At 66.2% G+C, this 16,769-nt stretch carries 18 protein-coding genes; 6 read left to right on the forward strand and 12 right to left on the reverse strand.

Going from position 1 to position 16,769, the window contains the following annotated elements:
- Window positions 1–355: DUF790 family protein (locus C441_RS06385; RefSeq protein WP_152420715.1), on the reverse strand; the 355-nt coding region annotated here is incomplete at its 3' end.
- A 146-nt stretch (window positions 356–501) separates the two neighbouring features.
- Here C441_RS06385 and C441_RS06390 point away from each other — a divergent pair.
- The gene (locus tag C441_RS06390; protein WP_049920481.1) at window positions 502–894 is read left to right on the forward strand and encodes a hypothetical protein; all 393 of its coding nucleotides are present in this window, start codon (window positions 502–504) and stop codon (window positions 892–894) included.
- 16 nt (window positions 895–910) lie between these two features.
- On the opposite strand, the gene C441_RS06395 is transcribed toward C441_RS06390, so the two are convergent.
- The gene (locus tag C441_RS06395) at window positions 911–2,245 is read right to left on the reverse strand and encodes a DEAD/DEAH box helicase (protein WP_007274375.1); all 1,335 of its coding nucleotides are present in this window, start codon (window positions 2,243–2,245) and stop codon (window positions 911–913) included.
- Between the two features lie 134 nt (window positions 2,246–2,379).
- Here C441_RS06395 and C441_RS19860 point away from each other — a divergent pair, with 134 nt between their 5' ends.
- The gene (locus tag C441_RS19860; protein ID WP_004970650.1) at window positions 2,380–2,529 is read left to right on the forward strand and encodes a hypothetical protein; all 150 of its coding nucleotides are present in this window, start codon (window positions 2,380–2,382) and stop codon (window positions 2,527–2,529) included.
- 30 nt (window positions 2,530–2,559) lie between these two features.
- Here the strand turns inward: C441_RS19860 and C441_RS06400 are convergent, their stop codons facing one another.
- Genes C441_RS06400 through C441_RS06410 form a run of 3 tightly spaced genes read right to left on the reverse strand, consistent with a single transcriptional unit; the run spans window position 2,560 to window position 5,266 of the window.
- Window positions 2,560–3,366 (reverse strand): ABC transporter ATP-binding protein, encoded by an 807-nt coding sequence (locus tag C441_RS06400; protein ID WP_007274376.1) that lies wholly within the window; start codon window positions 3,364–3,366, stop codon window positions 2,560–2,562.
- Window positions 3,354–4,223, reverse strand: coding sequence for an ABC transporter permease (locus C441_RS06405; protein ID WP_007274377.1), 870 nt, complete (start codon window positions 4,221–4,223; stop codon window positions 3,354–3,356). Before C441_RS06405 ends, C441_RS06400 begins: the two co-directional genes overlap by 13 nt.
- Window positions 4,220–5,266: an ABC transporter substrate-binding protein gene (locus C441_RS06410; protein ID WP_007274378.1), complete on the reverse strand. Its 1,047-nt coding sequence runs from the start codon at window positions 5,264–5,266 to the stop codon at window positions 4,220–4,222. The genes C441_RS06405 and C441_RS06410 overlap by 4 nt, the downstream gene beginning before the upstream one ends.
- 257 nt (window positions 5,267–5,523) lie before the next feature.
- Between C441_RS06410 and C441_RS06415 the strand changes: the two genes are divergently transcribed.
- Window positions 5,524–6,645, forward strand: coding sequence for a pyridoxal phosphate-dependent aminotransferase (locus tag C441_RS06415; RefSeq protein ID WP_007274379.1), 1,122 nt, complete (start codon window positions 5,524–5,526; stop codon window positions 6,643–6,645).
- A gap of 130 nt (window positions 6,646–6,775) precedes the next feature.
- Complete coding sequence (locus tag C441_RS06420) at window positions 6,776–8,368, forward strand: Na+/H+ antiporter NhaC family protein (RefSeq protein ID WP_007274380.1); 1,593 nt, start codon at window positions 6,776–6,778, stop codon at window positions 8,366–8,368.
- A 19-nt stretch (window positions 8,369–8,387) separates the two neighbouring features.
- On the opposite strand, the gene C441_RS06425 is transcribed toward C441_RS06420, so the two are convergent.
- Window positions 8,388–8,807 (reverse strand): DUF5367 family protein, encoded by a 420-nt coding sequence (locus C441_RS06425; RefSeq protein WP_007274381.1) that lies wholly within the window; start codon window positions 8,805–8,807, stop codon window positions 8,388–8,390.
- A gap of 81 nt (window positions 8,808–8,888) precedes the next feature.
- On the opposite strand from C441_RS06425, the gene C441_RS06430 reads away from it, so the two are divergent.
- Both C441_RS06430 and C441_RS06435 read left to right on the forward strand, forming a co-directional pair.
- The gene (locus C441_RS06430) at window positions 8,889–9,134 is read left to right on the forward strand and encodes a hypothetical protein (protein WP_007274382.1); all 246 of its coding nucleotides are present in this window, start codon (window positions 8,889–8,891) and stop codon (window positions 9,132–9,134) included.
- 161 nt (window positions 9,135–9,295) lie between these two features.
- Window positions 9,296–10,501: a CBS domain-containing protein gene (locus tag C441_RS06435; protein ID WP_007274383.1), complete on the forward strand. Its 1,206-nt coding sequence runs from the start codon at window positions 9,296–9,298 to the stop codon at window positions 10,499–10,501.
- Window positions 10,502–10,600: 99 nt separating this feature from the next.
- Here C441_RS06435 and C441_RS06440 read toward each other — a convergent pair whose 3' ends face one another.
- The 6 genes from C441_RS06440 to C441_RS06465 all read right to left on the reverse strand — a co-directional run bounded on the left by C441_RS06440 (window position 10,601) and on the right by C441_RS06465 (window position 16,758).
- On the reverse strand, window positions 10,601–11,029 hold the full coding sequence (locus tag C441_RS06440) for a DUF7539 family protein (RefSeq protein ID WP_007274384.1): 429 nt from the start codon (window positions 11,027–11,029) through the stop codon (window positions 10,601–10,603).
- Between the two features lie 237 nt (window positions 11,030–11,266).
- Window positions 11,267–12,607 (reverse strand): hemolysin family protein, encoded by a 1,341-nt coding sequence (locus C441_RS06445; RefSeq protein ID WP_007274385.1) that lies wholly within the window; start codon window positions 12,605–12,607, stop codon window positions 11,267–11,269.
- Window positions 12,608–12,906: 299 nt separating this feature from the next.
- Window positions 12,907–13,143, reverse strand: coding sequence for a hypothetical protein (locus C441_RS06450; protein ID WP_007274386.1), 237 nt, complete (start codon window positions 13,141–13,143; stop codon window positions 12,907–12,909).
- Between the two features lie 537 nt (window positions 13,144–13,680).
- Window positions 13,681–14,856, reverse strand: a complete 1,176-nt coding sequence (locus tag C441_RS06455) for a redox-regulated ATPase YchF (RefSeq protein WP_007274387.1) — start codon at window positions 14,854–14,856, stop codon at window positions 13,681–13,683.
- 75 nt (window positions 14,857–14,931) lie between these two features.
- Window positions 14,932–15,795 carry a DUF4349 domain-containing protein gene (locus tag C441_RS06460; protein WP_007274388.1) on the reverse strand — a complete coding sequence of 288 codons (864 nt, stop codon included), beginning with the start codon at window positions 15,793–15,795 and terminating at the stop codon, window positions 14,932–14,934.
- Between the two features lie 111 nt (window positions 15,796–15,906).
- Entirely contained in the window at window positions 15,907–16,758 is an 852-nt protein-coding gene (locus C441_RS06465; protein WP_049920482.1) for a polymer-forming cytoskeletal protein, read from the reverse strand.
- Window positions 16,759–16,769 lie beyond the last annotated feature (11 nt).

Below are 16,769 nucleotides of genomic sequence, written 5' to 3' on the forward strand. Positions count from 1 at the left end.
GCGAGGACGCCGCGCGGTCGAGCGCCGCGGCTCGCTCCTCGTCGGTCGTCACGCCGCCGACCGCCATCGCGGCTTCGAACGCGGCGCGGCGGGCGCGGGCGGGGGGCAGGGGAGCCGTCGTCTCGAACACCGCCTCGCGGTCGAGGAGCGACGCGAAGCCGCGGGCGAGTTTGAAGTCGTCGGCCTCGGCTTCGAGGTCGGCGAGGGCGTCGTCGAGGTCGGCCCGCGCGTCGCCGACGTGTCGCCGGAAGACGCCGATGGCCTTCGCGGCCAGCGGGCGGTCCCCCCGGTCGGCGAACTGCGGGTGATAGCCGCCGCCCGCCCGCGACACGCGAAGCAGGTCCTTCGTCAGCACGCTCGCCACGAGGGGGCCGCGGGACAAAAACGACTCGGGCGGCGGAGACAACGGAGGTGTCCGGGGCGACGGTCGGACGACCGGAAGCCGAGAACGGAGACGACGCGGACGACAAGGTTCATTGCGCCCGCGGCGGACGCCACCGTATGGAGCGACGACGCCTCCTCGGACTGGTCTCAGTCGGCCTGTCGTCGGGCTGTCTCGGCTCGCTACCGGGCGCGACGGGGCCGCGAAACCCGCCGGCGGCACCGGCTGGCGACCCCCGGGACACGCCCGAGGTCTCCCCGGTCCGCATCGAAGATATCGACTACGAGGCGACCGACGACGGCCGTCTCCGGGTCTTCGGGTCGGTCCTCAACGACGGCGGGGCCGAGCGGCTCACCACGGTCGAAGTCCGGGTCACCGTCGGCGGCGAACGCACGACGCAGTCGCAGGAACTCGCCGTTCCGGCCGGCGGGACCGCCGACTTCGCAGTCGAGTTCGAGTTCGGGTACGACGCCTTCAGAGAAGACGGCGACCTGAACGTCTCGCTGGTCTGAGAGGAGTTTCCCGCGGTCACCGACGCCGGGCCGCCACCCGTTTTTCCGCAGTCTCGACGCTCACGAGTTCGTAGAGCGTCGCGGTCGCGCCGTCGGCCTTCGGCCGGAGGATGCGGCCGAGTCGCTGGGTGAACTCGCGTTCCGACCCCGACCCAGAAAGCAGGATGCCGACGTTGGCGTCGGGCACGTCCACGCCCTCGTCGAGCACGTTGGCCGCGACGACGGTGTCGTAGGTGCCGTCGCGGAAGCGGTCGAGGATTTCGCGGCGCTCTCTCGTGCCGGTCTCGTTGGTTATCGGCGGGACGAGGAAGCGCCGCGAGATGCGGTAGACGAGGTCGGTCGAGGCGGTGAAGACGATGACGCGGTCCTCGCGGTGCCGCGCGAGCAACCGGGCCAGTTTGTCCACCTTCGCCTCGGAGTTCATCATCACGTCGCGGGCGCGCTGTTTGGCGAGAAGCGCCTCCCGGGCCCGCGGGTCGTTGCCCGAGCGCATCACGAGCTTCTGGTAGTCGCTCCCCGACTGCATCGACAGCCCCGAGGTGCGCAGGTAGTTCACGAACGTCTCCTGTGCCGCGTCGTACGTCTCGCGCTCGGCGGCCGTCAGTTCCACCTCGATGCGGCGGACCTCGTAGTCGGCGAGGTGGTCGCCCGCCAAGTCGTCCACGTCGAGGCGGTACACCCGCGGGCCGACGAGTTCCTCGGCGCGCTCGTGCGCGCCGTCGGGGCGCTCGAACGTCGCCGTCAGGCCGAGGCGGGCGGGCGCGGCGAGAAACCGCGGGATGTCTTGATACCCCTCGCCGCCGAGGTGGTGCACCTCGTCGAAGACGACGAGACCGAAGTCGCCGCCCACGTCGTCGGCGCGGAGATACGCCGAGTCGTACGTCGAGACCGTAATCGGCTCTTGGGTCTGTTCGCCGCCGCCGAAGCGCCCGACCGGCACGTCGAACTCGGTTTCGAGTTCGCGTATCCACTGGTCCTGTAAATCGATGGTCGGCACGACGACGAGCGTCGGCACCGAGCGGGCGACCATCGCGGCGACCGCGAGCACCGTCTTGCCCGCGCCGGTCGGCAGTTCCACGACGCCGCGGCCGTCCGCATCGAGCCACGCGTCGAGGGCGGCGCGCTGGTAGTCGCGGAGGTCGTAAGTCGTCGAAAGCGAGAGGGGGGCGTCGAGGGCGAGCGTGTCTTCGAACTCGGTTCCCCGTCGCTCTAATTCGTCCCGAATGGCGGCGTACCGCATCGCTGGGGCTCGATAGCCACCGCTTCGGGGGTCGGCTTCGACGCCGAGAATCGAGATATCGAGGTCGGTAGCGAGGTGAATCGTTCCGTCCTCGAAGCGGAGGGTCGTCACTACCGGCGCGTTGGCGGGGCACGGTGATAAATCGACGGTCCCACCGTGGATATTCGGGTCGGAGTGCCGCGGGGTTCCGGCCCCCCCGTCCGCGGGCCGAAGGTTCAAATCCGATGGCGGGGCTACGGACGTGTATGAGCGACGACCTCGACGACGCGGTCGCACAGTTCCTCAGCGACTACAACAGCGCGATGAAGGAGTACGAGAAGGGCTACGTCGACGCCGACGCGACGCTGTCGGTCATCGACGCACACATCGACGAGTTGCGAGAGGCGCGGGAGTAAGACGCGAGAATCGGGCGCGTAGAATCCGGACTACTCCCCGATGAGTCCGCGAATCCGCTCGACGTATTCCGCGAACTCGCTTTCGGTCCGCTCGCGCGGGCGGTCGATATCGACCGAGACGATTTCGCGGACGCGGCCGGGGTTGGCGGCCATGACGACCACGCGGTCGGCGAGCGTGACCGCCTCCTCCACGTCGTGGGTGACGAACAGCACCGTCTTGTCCGTCTCCGCCCAGATATCGAGCAGTTCGCCGTGGAGCATGTCGCGGGTCTGGGCGTCGACCGCGCCGAACGGCTCGTCCATGAGGAGGAGTTCGGGGTCGACCGCGAGCGCGCGGGCGATGCCGACGCGCTGTTTCATCCCGCCGGACAGCTCTTTGGGGTAGGCGTCGGCGAAGCCGTCGAGGCCGACGAGTTCGAGCATCTCCGTCACGCGTTCCGAGCGCGCCGGTTCCTCGACGCCCTGTTCTTCGAGCCCGAAGGCGACGTTCTCGCTGACGGTTCGCCACGGGAACAGCACGTACTCCTGGAACACCATCCCGCGGTCGGTGCCGGGGCCGGTGACGGGCGAGCCGTCGAGGGTGACCGCGCCCGTCGTCGCGTCTTCGAGCCCGGCGATGACGCGGAACAGCGTCGTCTTGCCGCACCCCGAGGGGCCGACGATACAGGCGAACTCGCCGTCCGCGACGGCGAACTCCACGCCGGAGAGGGCTTCGACCGTCCGCCGGTCGGACGCGTAGGTCTTGCCGAGCGAGTCGACGCTGACCTTCGCGGCCTCGTCGATGCCCGTCGCGGCCGCGGTCGTGTCCGCGTTCGCGTCGTCGCTCATGCTCGCCACTCCAGCACCCGCCGTTCGACCCGGCGGAACAGGCCGTCGCTCACGAGGAAGACGATGCTGATGACGAGCATGTAGGCGACAGACACGTCCATCGCGAGGTTCTGCGCCGTGTTGAGAATCTCGTAGCCGACGCCGACGCCGACGATGAGTTCGGCCGCGACGACAATCATCCAACACTGGCCGATGCTCGTCCGGATGCCGGTCATGATAGAGGGGCTGGCCGCCGGGATGACGACCTTCCGAATCATCGTCCAGTCGTCGTCGACGCCGAGGGTCGCGGCGACCTCCTTGAGGTCCTCGGAGACCCCCTCGACGCCGCCGTAGGCGCTGTAGAAGTTAATCCAAAAGGAGCCGATGGCGACGATGAACGTCGCGCCCTGATGGTTGACGCCGAGCCAGATGACGGCGAAGCCGATCCACGCCAGCGGCGGAATCGGGCGGAGGAGGCGCGTGACGGGCGTGAAGACGCTGTCGACGCGGGCGTTCCAGCCCATGGCGACGCCCGCGAAGACGCCGAGCGACGTCCCGATGAGCAGTCCCGGAACGTAGTGATAGAGGCTCTGAATCAGTTTGACCAGCAGTCGGGTCGCCGGGAGTTCCACGCCGGTGAACGGAATCGACAGCGAGGCCGGCGCGGTGAGCTCGACGACGAACGCCGCGAGCACCTCGACGGGCGAGGGGAGGAGATACGTCGGCTGGAACAGCGCGGCGACGTACCAGACGGCGAGAAAGCCCGCGAAGCCGGCGACCGCGAGCCCCGTCTGTTCCGAGGGCAACCCCGCGAGTCGGTCGAGCAGTCGCTCGTCCGCCTCGGGCTCCGAGAGGGTGACGCCCGCACCGACTTCGTCGTTGCTCATAGCGAGTCGTAGATACCGTAGTCGAACATCTCGTCGATGCTCAACTGCGCTTCGGTCTTCCCGAGCGCCTGGGCGTAGTCGGCGAAGATTTCGGCCCCGCCTTCGATGTCGCGGGGGTCGGTGATGAAGTCGGAGGCGGGCGAGTCGAGCGCCGCGCGGGCGGTCTCGACCGGGAGCGCGCTCTCGCCGATGACCGAGCTCGCGTGCTCGGCGGCGCTGTCGGGGCTGTCGGCCACGAAGTTCGTCGCCTGCCGGTGGAGTTCGACGAACTCCGTGGCGAGGTCGCGGTTGTCCTGTCGGAGGCGGTCGTGCATGAGCGTGACCGCCGCGGGCTGGCCGGGCATGAAGTCGCCCGCCCACGCGATGGACTGGAACGGCGCGTCGTTGGCGTCGATGACCGTCGGCACGGGCTCCATGATGCTCGTGCCGTCGACGTTGTTCGAGAGGAGCGCCTGCTGGACCGCGGCCGCGCCGCCGAGGCCCTTGATGTTCACGTCCTCCTCGGGGTCGAGCCCGAGCGTGTTCTGAATCCAGTAGCGGAGCAGGATGTCGGGGACCGACCCCGGCGGGAATGTGCCGAACGTGAACTTGCGTCCCTTCTGCGCCTCGAACTCGGCGAAGGCGTCTTTGCCGTGTTCCTCCCACAGCGCGGCGAACTCGTCGGTGGCGAGAATCTCCATCGCGTTCTTGATGTTCGCCGCGGTTATCTTCGCGGGGATGCCCTTGTCCATGACAATCATCGCCGGGACGATGCCGAACATCATCACGTCGAAGTCGCCCGTCGCCGACGCCTGCACGATGCTCGGACCGTCGGAGAACTTCTTGCCCGCGACCGGGACCGAAAGCTGGTCGAACAGCCCCTCTTCTTCCATCACGAAGTACTGCATGTCCGGGTAGATGGGCATGTAGGCGACGTTGAGTTCGTCCAGCCCGCCCCCGCCGGAGCCACCGAGACAGCCCGCGAGGCCGGCGGTCGCGGCGAGGCCGGAGCCCTGCAGGAATCGTCTACGGCTAATCGAAGTCGAGCGTGGTGCCTCTGTCATTGTCCTCGTTACGAATCAGCGCCTTATTCCGGACGCGTACCCGGTAACGATAGACGCGGTAGATGACGCGCCGAAGCCGGAGAAACTCCGGTCTGCGGCCGTAGTCGGGGGTTACAGCGGTCGGTTTTTCCGAATCGACGCCTCCCAGATAGCGGCCGTAATCTCCGATAAACGACGGCGGTCACGTCACCGAGACAACGGGTCGGCCGCGGCCCTGCGTGGGAAGAACTATCCCGAACGGCGACACCGGATAGGATATGACGCACTTCTCCGACCGGGTGGAGCGCATCTCCATCAGCGGCATTCGCAAGGTGTTCGAGGCGGCTGGCGAAGACGCTATCAACCTCGGGCTGGGTCAGCCCGACTTCCCGGCCCCGGACCACGCTCGACGGGCGGCCATCGAGGCCATCGAGGCCGGCGAGGCCGACGGCTACACCGGCAACAAGGGACTTCCGAGCCTGCGCGAGGCCATCGCCGAGAAGCACCGCCGCGACCAGGGCGTCGACCTCGACCCCGACGACGTCATCGCCACGGCCGGAGGGAGCGAGGCGCTCCACATCGCCATCGAGGCGCACGTGAACGAGGGCGACGAGGTCATCATCCCCGACCCCGGCTTCGTCTCCTACGACGCCCTCACGAAACTCGCCGGGGGCGACCCGGTTCCGGTCCCCCTCCGCGACGACCTGACGCTCGACCCCGAGGCGGTCGAAGACGCCATCACCGACGACACCGCGGCGTTCGTCGTCAACAGCCCCGGCAACCCGACGGGCGCGGTCTCGCCGCCCGACGACATCGCCGAGTTCGCCCGCATCGCCGACGAACACGACGTGCTCTGCATCTCCGACGAGGTGTACGAGTACACCGTCTTCGAGGGCGAACACCGCTCGCCCATCGAGTTCGCCGAGACCGACAACGTCGTCGTCGTCAACTCGGCCTCGAAGCTGTTTTCGATGACCGGCTGGCGGCTCGGCTGGGTGTACGGCTCCACCCGCCGGGTCGAGCGCATGCTCCGCGTCCACCAGTACGTGCAGGCGTGCGCCTCCGCACCGGCCCAGTTCGCCGCCGAAGCCGCGCTCAGCGGCCCGCAGGACCGCATCGAGGAGATGACCGAGACGTTCCGCGAGCGCCGCGACCTCGTCGTCGAGGGGCTGGAGGACATCGGTCTCACCGTCCCGTCGCCGGGCGGCGCGTTCTACGTCATGCCCGAGGTCCCCGAGGGCTTCGTCGACGAGTGCATCGACCGCGGCGTCATTATCGTCCCCGGCGAGGCGTTCGGCGAACACGGTCACGGCTACGCCCGCCTGTCGTACGCGACCGACACCGAGTCGCTCCGCGAGGCCATCGAAATCATGGGCGAGGCGTACGACGCGGTCGTCTGAGGCGCTCACGCGTCCACATTCGGTCGATTCGCTGGTCGAACCACGACAACGAGAGGCATCCGATACGTCTTATTCTCGGCGTTCGAAGTGAAAACCGTTAAATTCGGGAGTCAGTGACGAAACGTTTGTCATGCCCGCAGAGACGCAGGGAGTCATCAGCCTGCTACCGGCGCTCTTCGCAATCGTGCTGACGCTGGTCAGCCGGCAGGTGCTCCTCTCGCTTTTCACCGGCATCTGGATCGGTGCGACCATCCTGGTGGGATGGAACCCCATCGGCGGGGCGGCGTACTCCCTCCAGTTGGTCATCAACAACGTGACCGAGTCGTTCAACAGCAAACTCCTCCTGTTTACGTTCCTCTCGGGCGCGATGCTCGGGATGATATTCCTCTCGGGCGGGATGAACGCGCTCGCACAGCGCATCATCGCCCGCATCAAGACCCGGAAACAGGCCGCGTTGGGGACGAGCGTCCTCGGGATGCTCATCTTCGTCGACTCCTACGCGAGCACGATGATTACGGGCTCGGTGATGCGCCCCATCACCGACAAGTTCGACATCAGCCGCGAGAAGCTCGCGTACCTGCTCGATTCGACCACCTCGCCCGTGGTGAGCGTCGCCGTCGTCTCGACGTGGGTCGGCTTCGAGGTCGGCCTCATCCGCGAGCAGTTCGCCTCGCTCGGCATCGACCAGAGCGCCTTCGTGGTGTTCCTCCAGAGCATCCCGTTCCGCTTCTACAGCCTGCTCGCGGTCGCGCTCGTGTTCATCCTCGTCGTGATGGACTGGGACTTCGGCCCGATGAAGCGCGCCGAGCGGCGCGCGAAAGAAGAGGGGAAAGTCCTCGGCGACGACGCCGACCCCCTCATCGAGACCCGCGAGGAGGACATCGTCACGCCCGACCACGTCGACTCGCGCTGGTGGTACTTCGCCGCGCCCATCGTCACGCTCGTCGCCGTCACCGGCTTCGGCCTGCTGTACTCCGGCGGCTGGCCCGAATTGGCACCCGTCGAGGCGCTGAAGGGAGCGGCCACCGCCGACGCCATCCTCTGGGGAGTCTTCTCGGCGTGCGCGCTACTGCTCGCCATCCTCGTCGGCCACGCCCGCGTCCAACTCGAAGCCGTCAGCGACGCCATCTTCGAGGGCTTCAAGATGGTCATGTTCCCCGTGGCCGTCCTCTCGCTGGCGTGGACCATCGGCGGCGTCAGTCAGGCGCTCGGCGTCGGTCCGTTCGTCGTCAGCGTCGCCGAGGGCGTCATCACGCCCGAACTCCTGCCCGCGGTCGTCTTCCTCGCCGCGGCCATCATCTCGTTCTCCATCGGCACGTCGTGGGGGACGATGAGTATCATGTTCCCCGTCGCGGTGCCGCTTGCCTACCAGCTCGGCGCGCCGCTCCCCGGTGCCATCGGCGCTATCCTCACCGGCTCGCTGTTCGGTGACCACTGTTCGCCCATCAGCGACACGACGGTCCTCTCGTCGATGTTCGCCGGCGCGGACCACGTCGACCACGTGAACACGCAGATTCCGTACGCACTGCTGAGCGGAACGGTCGCCACGGGGCTGTTCCTCGCGGACGGCTACGGCGTGAGCACGCTCACGGTCTCCGGCTACGGCGTCGGCCCCCTCGCGCTCCTCGGCGTCGGCGTCCTCACGCTCTTCGTCGCCGCCTACTATCTCTCCCAGCACGCCGACGTGAGCGTTCCGAACGCGTTCGGGTCGTCGTCCGACTAACCCGGTCGCCCGCTCTTTTTCACCGCCCGACGAACCCCGCGACCAGCACCGTCGCGTACGCCAAGAGCAACAGCCCGCCGAAGAGCCCCGCGGCTCCGAGGCCCATGTTCGGGTAGACGACCGAGAACAGCGCCGTCGAGACCGCGTCGACGAGCATCCCGGGGACGACGAGCAACACCGCCGCCTCCCGCCGCGCGCCGCCGGAGAGCCCGCGCCACCGGAAGACCCCGACCGCGAGCGCCCACATCGCGGGGACCGTCAGCGCGAACACCGCGGCCGTGACCAGCGGACGGGAGGGGACCAACACGAGTTGGCCGACGACGCGGAAGACGAGGCCCGCGACGAGGGCAATCGCCAGCCCGACGCCGAGGAGCACCCGCGTCTCCGACAGCGGGAGCCGGCGGGCGTCGGCCTCGACGACCTGTGAACCGATTGTCATGCGCTCCGTACGCGGGCAGAAGGTATCAGCGTTCGTGCCGGCCGCAGGATATTATGTCACTCGGGCACAACGCTTGGTCGAATGTCAGTTCTCTCGACTGCCGACGAAGGGAAGTTCCTCATGGACGAGGAGGCCGAACAGATCGGAATCGTGACCGAGGTCGACGCGGACGCCCAAATCGCGTACGTCGAACCCGACCCGGACCTCGCCGAGGCGGTCCTGCAGGGCCTCGGTTTCGGCGACGCCGACGGCGACGACATCGAGGTCCCGGCCGAGTCGGTCGAGACGGTCACCGACTCGGAGCTTCGCGTCGCCAAGGACCTCTGAGCCGCCGCGACGAACCGCTGTTTTCCGCCGCGAATCTCGATTCGCGAGCCGCGCGTCGACCGAACTGACGGCGGCTCCGTCTCCCGCGTTCGGCCGCCTCTCAGATATCAGGGTTGGGACAGGCATAACCGTCCTGCACTCCTCACACTAGAGAGTTACTTATGGATATCTCCGAGATACTCTCAACGAAGTTCACCGAGTTCGACATCGGAACCCCTCTCTCGAAAGTCGCCGGGGCGTTCGAGAACCAGGAACTCGATGCCGTCGTCGTAACGGACGGCGACGAATATCGCGGTATCGTGAGCCGCCGACAGCTGGCGTCCTCGTCCAATCAGCCGTCCGCGAAGGTCGGCTCACAGGTCCAGCACGTCCCGACTGTCGACCGCACCGAGGACGTCCGCGAGGTCGCGCGACTCATGGTCGGGAGCGACGCCAAAACGCTCCCCGTACTCCGCGACGACCGTGTCGTCGGTGTGGTGACTGGCGATGCCGTGCTCGAAGCCGTTCGACCGTTTCTCGACGCGGTGACTGTCGACGACGCCTACACGGCGGAATTGGTCAGTGCGACCCCTGAGACCACGATCGGGAAAGCGCTCAACCTGCTCCGAGAAGCCGGAATCGACCATCTCCCGATCGTCGACGGGGACGACCTCGCGGGCATGCTGAGCCTGTACGACGTCATCGAGTTCACGACGCGGGGCGGTCAGAAGAGCCAAGGCGGGTCGGGTGGCTCCAGTGGCCGCGGCGGTGGCCGACAGAACCGTGGCGGGTTCGGGGCGCGCGAGGGCGATTCCGACCGAATGCTCGATCTACCGGTACGGAACCTGATGTCCGACGCGGTCTTCACCGTCGAGCGGAGCGCTCCGCTCGACGAGGTCGTCGAGACGATGTTCGAGCGGGAGATATCCTCGCTCATCGTCACGGCCGACGGGACCGGTGAGCCGGTCGGCATCATCACGAAGACGGACGTCATCGAGGCGCTCACCTGGGAGCGAAACGACCGGAACGCCGTGCAGGTGTTCGGCCTTGAACTGCTGGAGGGGATGGACTACGACGACGTCTCCGCACTCATCGAGGACATGGCCTCGAAGTACGGCGAGATGAGCGTGATCAAGGCCAGTATCGAACTGCAGGAGCACAAGGAACAATCGCGGGGCGTGCCGCTGGTGCTGGCGCGGATTCGGCTGGTCACCGACCGCGGTTACTTCACGGCCGACGGGGAGGGGTACGGTGCTTCCCACGCCCTCCGTCTGGCTGCGAACGCTGTCGAACGCCAGCTTCTCAAGGGGAAGACCTACGGCCAGTCGAAGAAGCGCCCCGTCACTGACGAGCAGGCACAGCTCTATGGCTGGTGGCTCGGTAGGTAATCGAATCGGTAGCTACAAGCGGGCAACCGTTGCTGGCCGGCACACTCCCCTAGTCAAAGCGAGTTCGGGGCGTCATCTGAACGTGGATGCGACCGGGGCTTACCCCCGAGTCTGACGGATGAACTCGTCGAGTGCTTCTTCGATGAGCGTCGCAACCCGCTCACTGTACCGCCAGAGCGCCGCGTTGAGTCGCTCTTCGGTCTCGTCATCGAGGTCGTCGGCCCCACGAAGGACGGAGTCTTTGGTTATCTGGGGGTGATACACACAAACGACGCCGAGCGAGGTATCCGAACTCGAAGTTCCAGCCGTGTGGATTCCGTATTGGTCAGTTCCCCAGACACCATCCCCGCCCTCTCGCTCCAGTTCGGAGTCGAGCGCGTCGACCAGTTGGACCTCTCCGGGGGAGAGGATGGCGTCGTCACCTTCGAACAGTTCAGTGTACGCCTCCATTCGCGCATCTCTCGTCCACTGGTCCAGCTGGGACCGCGCACGGAGTACGAGCTGGCGCTCGTCTGGGAATTCTGCCATAGTTCTAGAAGGACGGCCAGGTCAATCAACGTTCGTGCGGTGAATCAGAGCGCCGCGAACGGTGATGAGCCTGCGTTAGGGACACATCCCAACCGTTGATTCAGATTTCGAGTTCCGACAGCATCGTCTTCTGGCACCAGCCGGCTCCGGGACGTGGACGTCTGCAGTGATAATCGGACAATCCGAATCGCGGCTCTTGGACCGCGCTGGGCTCGTTTCCGTTTCCGTTTCGAATTACTACTCACCGTCCGTCTCTTCACCTGACTCGGCCTCGTGAATCACGAGCCGTTCGATTCGAGCGTCATCGACGGCCTCGACCCGAAGGACGTATCCGTTCTGTTGGATTTGGTCTCCCACTTCGGGAACTCTGCCGAGACGGCTGAAGACCAGCCCACCGATCGTCTCGACATCGTCGCTCTCCAATCGCGTGTCGAGCCTATCGTTTACGTCCTGAATGGAAATTCCTCCGTCGACGACGTACGCTCCGTCGTCTCGCTTCTCGATGGACCGCTCCTGCGCATCGGTATCGAATTCGTCCTGGATATCGCCCACGATTTCTTCGAGGATGTCTTCGATGGTCACGATGCCCTCGAAGACACCCCACTCGTCGACGACGACGGCCATCTGGCCTTCGCCACGCGTCTGAAAGTCGGCGAGAATCGCGTCGATCCGACGCGTTTCCGGGACCGTGAGGACCGCTCGTGCGAGTTCACGTGCCGTGACCGTGCCGTCCGGGTCCGTCCCGGTTTCGCTCGCTCGCAGGATGTCCTTGGCGTGGACGAATCCAAGCGGTTGATTCCCGTCCTCGTCGAGCACGAGATAGCGCGTGTACGACCCGGTGGCGGCAATCGACCGGAGTTCCGAGAGCGGCATCGAGGCGGTCACGGTTTCCACGTCTGGCCGCGGGACCATGACCTCGCGGGCGACCGTATCTCCGAGTTCGAAGACGCTCTCGATCATTTCAACCTCGTCGAGGTCGATGTGTCCCGTCTCCTCCGAGCGGGTGAGGATCATCCGAATCTCAGATTCGGAGTGGGTCTCCTCGCTCTCGGAGGCCGGGGAGACACCTACGAGGCGGGTGAAGTAGTTGGCCGTGCCGTTGAAGACGATGATGCCGGGCACGAACACGTAGTAGAAGAACTTCATGAGCGGGGCGAGGAGGAGCGAGACACGCGTGGCCTCTTGGATGGCGAACGTCTTCGGTGCGAGTTCGCCGAACACCACGTGGAGGAACGTGATGAACCCGAAGCCCAGGACGAACGCGACGAGATGGACTGTGTCCGCAGGGAGCACCTGGCCGAGGACGGGGTCAATGAGCGCTGCGACAGCCGGTTCACCGATCCAGCCGAGACCGAGCGAGGAGAGCGTGATACCGAGTTGACTGACAGCCAGATAGTCGTCCAGGTTCTGGATGACGTCCTGCACGAGGGGCGCGCCCGGTCTCCCGCGTTCGACGAGCGCGTTCACCTGCGTGGGACGGACTTTGACGAACGCGAACTCCGCCGCGACGAAGACTCCGTTCATGACGACGAGGAAGAAGGCGAGGAGCAGTCCGCCGAGAGAAATCAGGTCTACCATAGTCGATTACGGACACCCGGACACTTGTAGGGACGGATACCGCTCGGTCTTCTGCGGTCAGCGTGTCCACGAATCGCGGGTGACCACGCTTCCGATTCCGTCTGTACTATCCCTCGATACTCACGCTCTCTCGCCCGTTCGTTGAGGACAGTGACAGACGGCCTTGTGAACTCCCGGTGGTTCGAGGCCGTTCGGGCAGACACGTCAGATCCATGGCTGTGCTCGTCCCGGCGGCGACGCACGCGACACGCCGAGTCACAGACGTAACTGGACCGATTCCAAGGGGAGCGTCCGCGCCCTCAGTCCGCGAAGTCGTCGTCGTATTGTTCGTAGATGATGGTCAGCCGCCCCGGTGTGGGCCGCTTCGCTGCGTCTCGAAGCGTACGGAACTCTTCCAAGAGTTCGTCGGCGTCGTCCGTCTCTTCTCGGACGCTCCGCGATTCTTCTCGAATAGTATCGTACACCTGCGCCAGCATGCGCCGAGCGGCGTACGAATCGGTCTTCGAGTCTATCTCGAAAGACGCCTCGTAGGACATACTCGTAGTTGGCGCTCCACTGGGATAACTCACCTTCATTTCTTATCGTGGAGAACCGTTCGTTTGATGCGGATTGATTTTCGTCCCTTCGAACGCTCCGGTTCGACAGCCTAAGAGTATCCTCGGAATCGCCCCCTCAAGCGCGGGAGAACGACTAGTACTGACGGCTCCCATGAATGACTCGCAACGTGCTGTCTTTCGAGATATCGCACAGTCCGTCCACCGAGTGGCCTGCGACGATTCAACTCCACTATCGACCGGAGCCCGCTCTCCGGCTGGAATCAGATATCCGCATTGTCTCGGGGAGGTGGTTCGAACACGATGCTCATGGCTCGTTGAGCAGTTCGTCTGCGGTCTTCCGATGGCCGATTTCAAATTCGCCCCCCACGACTGTTACAGAGGTTCTACACGCTACGAACTGATCGCCCCCAACCAATCAATTCTGTATAGCGACTTTTGGTTTACCTGTGGCGTGTCGGACGGGTTTCTGACCCACAAGATGCGACAAGAACCCCGAGAAAAACAGTGCGTTGACAGTTACTTCGCCGTCGAGACGATTTTGATGACGTCGCCCTCTTCGAGTTCGTGGTCTTCGGCGATGCGGCGTTTCTCCCTCGCGTCGACCGCGTGGAGGTAGCCGTCGCCGATGTCGGAGTGGACCGCGTACGCGAGGTCCCGCGGCGTCGACCCCCGTGGGAGGAGGAAGGCGTCGGGGAGGACGTTGCCCGTGCCGTCGGTCCACTTCGACTCGTTTTGGACCGGGTAGACCGTGATACGGTCGAGCACGTCGTAGACCGCGGTGTCGATGGCCTCCTGCGTGCCGGTGCCGCCGTGTTCGCCCATCAGGTCGCGGATGCGTTCGAGACCCGTTTCCTGTGCGCCGCTCACGTCGCCGACGAGTTCGAAGTCGTCGTCGCCGGGGTGGTAGTCGATGATGCCCGCCTCGCGGGCCCGCCGGAGCGCGAGTTCGCCGTCCGCGGTCGCGGCGATGACGGGCTTTCCGGTCTCGGCGAGTCGTTCGAGGTTCTCCGGGGGCGCGATGTCGACCTTGTTGGCGACGAGGACGATTGGCTTGGTCCGCTGGCGAATCGCGCGGGCGAGTTCGACGCGGTCAGCGTCCTCCCAGTCTCGGGGGTTCGGCGAGTAGTCGAGTTCTCGCAGGACCGCGGCAATGTCGTGTTCGCTCGCGCCGACGCCCGTCAGGAGGTCCGAGAGGGCGTCGTCCATGTCGAAGTCGGGCGACCGCGACTTGCGGACCACGGACTCCCAGTTCTTGTGGACGATGCCCGCGAGCCACTGTTCGAGTTCCTCCTCGATGAAGTCGACCTCCTCGACGGGGTCGAAGCTCCCCACCTCGACGGGTTCGCCCTCGGCGTTCGTCCCGCCGGAGGCGTCGACGACGTTGACGATGGCGTCGGCGTTCGTCAGTTCGTCGAGGAACTGGTTGCCGAGGCCGCGACCCTCGTGCGCGCCGGGGACGAGGCCCGCAACGTCCACGAGTTCGACCGGAACGTAGCGGATGCCGTCCTCGCAGTTGCCACAGCGCTCGTCGCGGTCGAGACAGGGACAACGGGTCCGAGCGTGCGTGACGCCGCGGTTCGCGTCGATAGTCGTGAAGGGGTAGTTCGCCACGTCGACCTCGGCGAGCGTCGAGGCCGTGTAGAACGTCGATTTGCCGGCGTTCGGCTTGCCGGCTAACGCGAGAGAGAGCATGGCTCGACGATGGTCGCGGACGCGGAAAAACGCTCGCGTGCGAGGGAGCGCGAGCGACGAGGGAAACGTGAGGGGTCAGTCCGTCAGTCGCCTGAACGCGGCGCGGCCGGCGAGCACCACCCCGCTCCCGAGAATCGCGAGGAGACCGCCGAAGACGACGAGGTACGGGACCGCGTAGGCGACGGCGACGACGAGCGCCCGGAGGGCGACGAACGCGCCGTTGACCGACTCGGAGAACGCCTGCAAGACCGGCGTGTCGTACCAGTTCGCCGGGCCGGGCGGTCGCTCGGACAGCGAGACGCGGACCGTCGAGAGGGCGACGCGGTCTTCGAGCGACTGCTTCTGGGCTTCGAGTCGCTCGATTTCGGTCTGGACCTCGGTCAGGCGCTCTTCGACCGCGAGCACGTCCTCGGTCGTGTTGGCCGACTCGTAGAGGTCGCGGAGGCGGTCGCGCTGGGCGCGGAGGTTGCTCAGCCGCGCTTCGATATCGACCAGTTGGTCGGTCACGTCCTGCGAGTCCGTCTCGACGCGCTCGACCTCACCGAGGTCCTTCATATCGGACATGAACGCCGAGAAGTCCTCGGAGGGGACGCGCACGACGAGTTGGCCCGAGCGGTAGGTGCCGCCGCTCCGGCGGTTGACGTACTCGTTGGAGTCGCTGACGTAACCGCCGTAGGATTCGGCGGTCGATTCGACCGCGTCGCGCGACTCGTTGAACTCGTCGACGGTCAGTTCTATCTGGCCGTTCCTGATGACCGCCCGCCGCTGGGCCTGCGGGAGGTCGTCGCCGCCCGCCTGTTCGGCCTCGGTGGAACCGCCCGCGTCGGCGGCGAGAGACACGCTCTCCGACCCGCCCGCACCGCCGTCCGCCGCGCCGCCGGTACACCCGGCGAGGACGACGAGGAGGGCGACCGAGAGAAGTTTCAGTCGATTGTCCATAGGCGACACTCTCGACGTGAGGGATTAATCGTTGGGTAGGCACAAACGGCGACTGTTGCTATCGCGGCCCACGGGTGTCGCGGTCGGTCGGTCGGCCGGACGCGACGCCGGCTACTCCGCCTCTCGGGGGAGGTTGTCGCGGTGGATGCGCATCTCGCCGCGGGCGCGCATCGTCCCGTCGACGTGCGCGCCGGCTTCGAGCACGAGGTCGTGACAGGACACGTCGCCGAGGACGCGCGCGCCCTCGTGAATGCGGACCTCGCCGTTTCGCGTGGTCACGTCGCCGTGGATGCGCGTCCCGCTCCCGACGACGATGTCGTCGCGGGCGCGGAGGCTCCCGAAGACGTTGTTGTCCTCCGCGAGGTCGATGGACTTCGCGCGGATGTTGCCGTGGATGCGGCAGTCGGAACCGACGTGAGCGGGCGTCGAGACGCGCCACGCGTCGTCGGAGACGGTGGCGTTCCGGGGAATCACGAGCGGGTCGTGCGGCGACTCGCCCGAGAGCGTCTCGGCGAGTTCGTCGGCCGCCTCGTCCTCGCCGAGTCGGAGGAGTTGCGAGAGGACGATGAAGTAGAACACGAGCGTCGGAATCGGGTTGCGGATGACGATCCAGCCGTTGGCCTCGAACCCCTCTTCGATGTCGACGTCGTCGCCGATGTCGAGGTCGCCCGAGACCATCAGGCGGCCGGCGATGTGGACGCGCTCGCCGAGGTAGGCGTCGTTGCCGACGAGGACGTTACCGGCCACGTCGTCGAGCATATCGAGTCGGCAGTCGGCCTCGGCCTCGATGTCGCCGCCGAAGGTGACGCGCTCGCCCGCGAGGACGTTCCGGCCGCGGACGCCGAACTCGACGGTGCTCTGCCCGCCGACGACCACGTCGCCGTCCGTGACGAGGTCGTGTTCCTCGACCGTCGTCCCGTCGGGAATTTCGAGCGCATCGAGCGGGTCCGTACCCAGTGACACGCTCCGAACCA

The sequence above is a fragment of the Haloferax sulfurifontis ATCC BAA-897 genome, from assembly GCF_000337835.1.
GTDB classification, from domain to species: domain Archaea; phylum Halobacteriota; class Halobacteria; order Halobacteriales; family Haloferacaceae; genus Haloferax; species Haloferax denitrificans.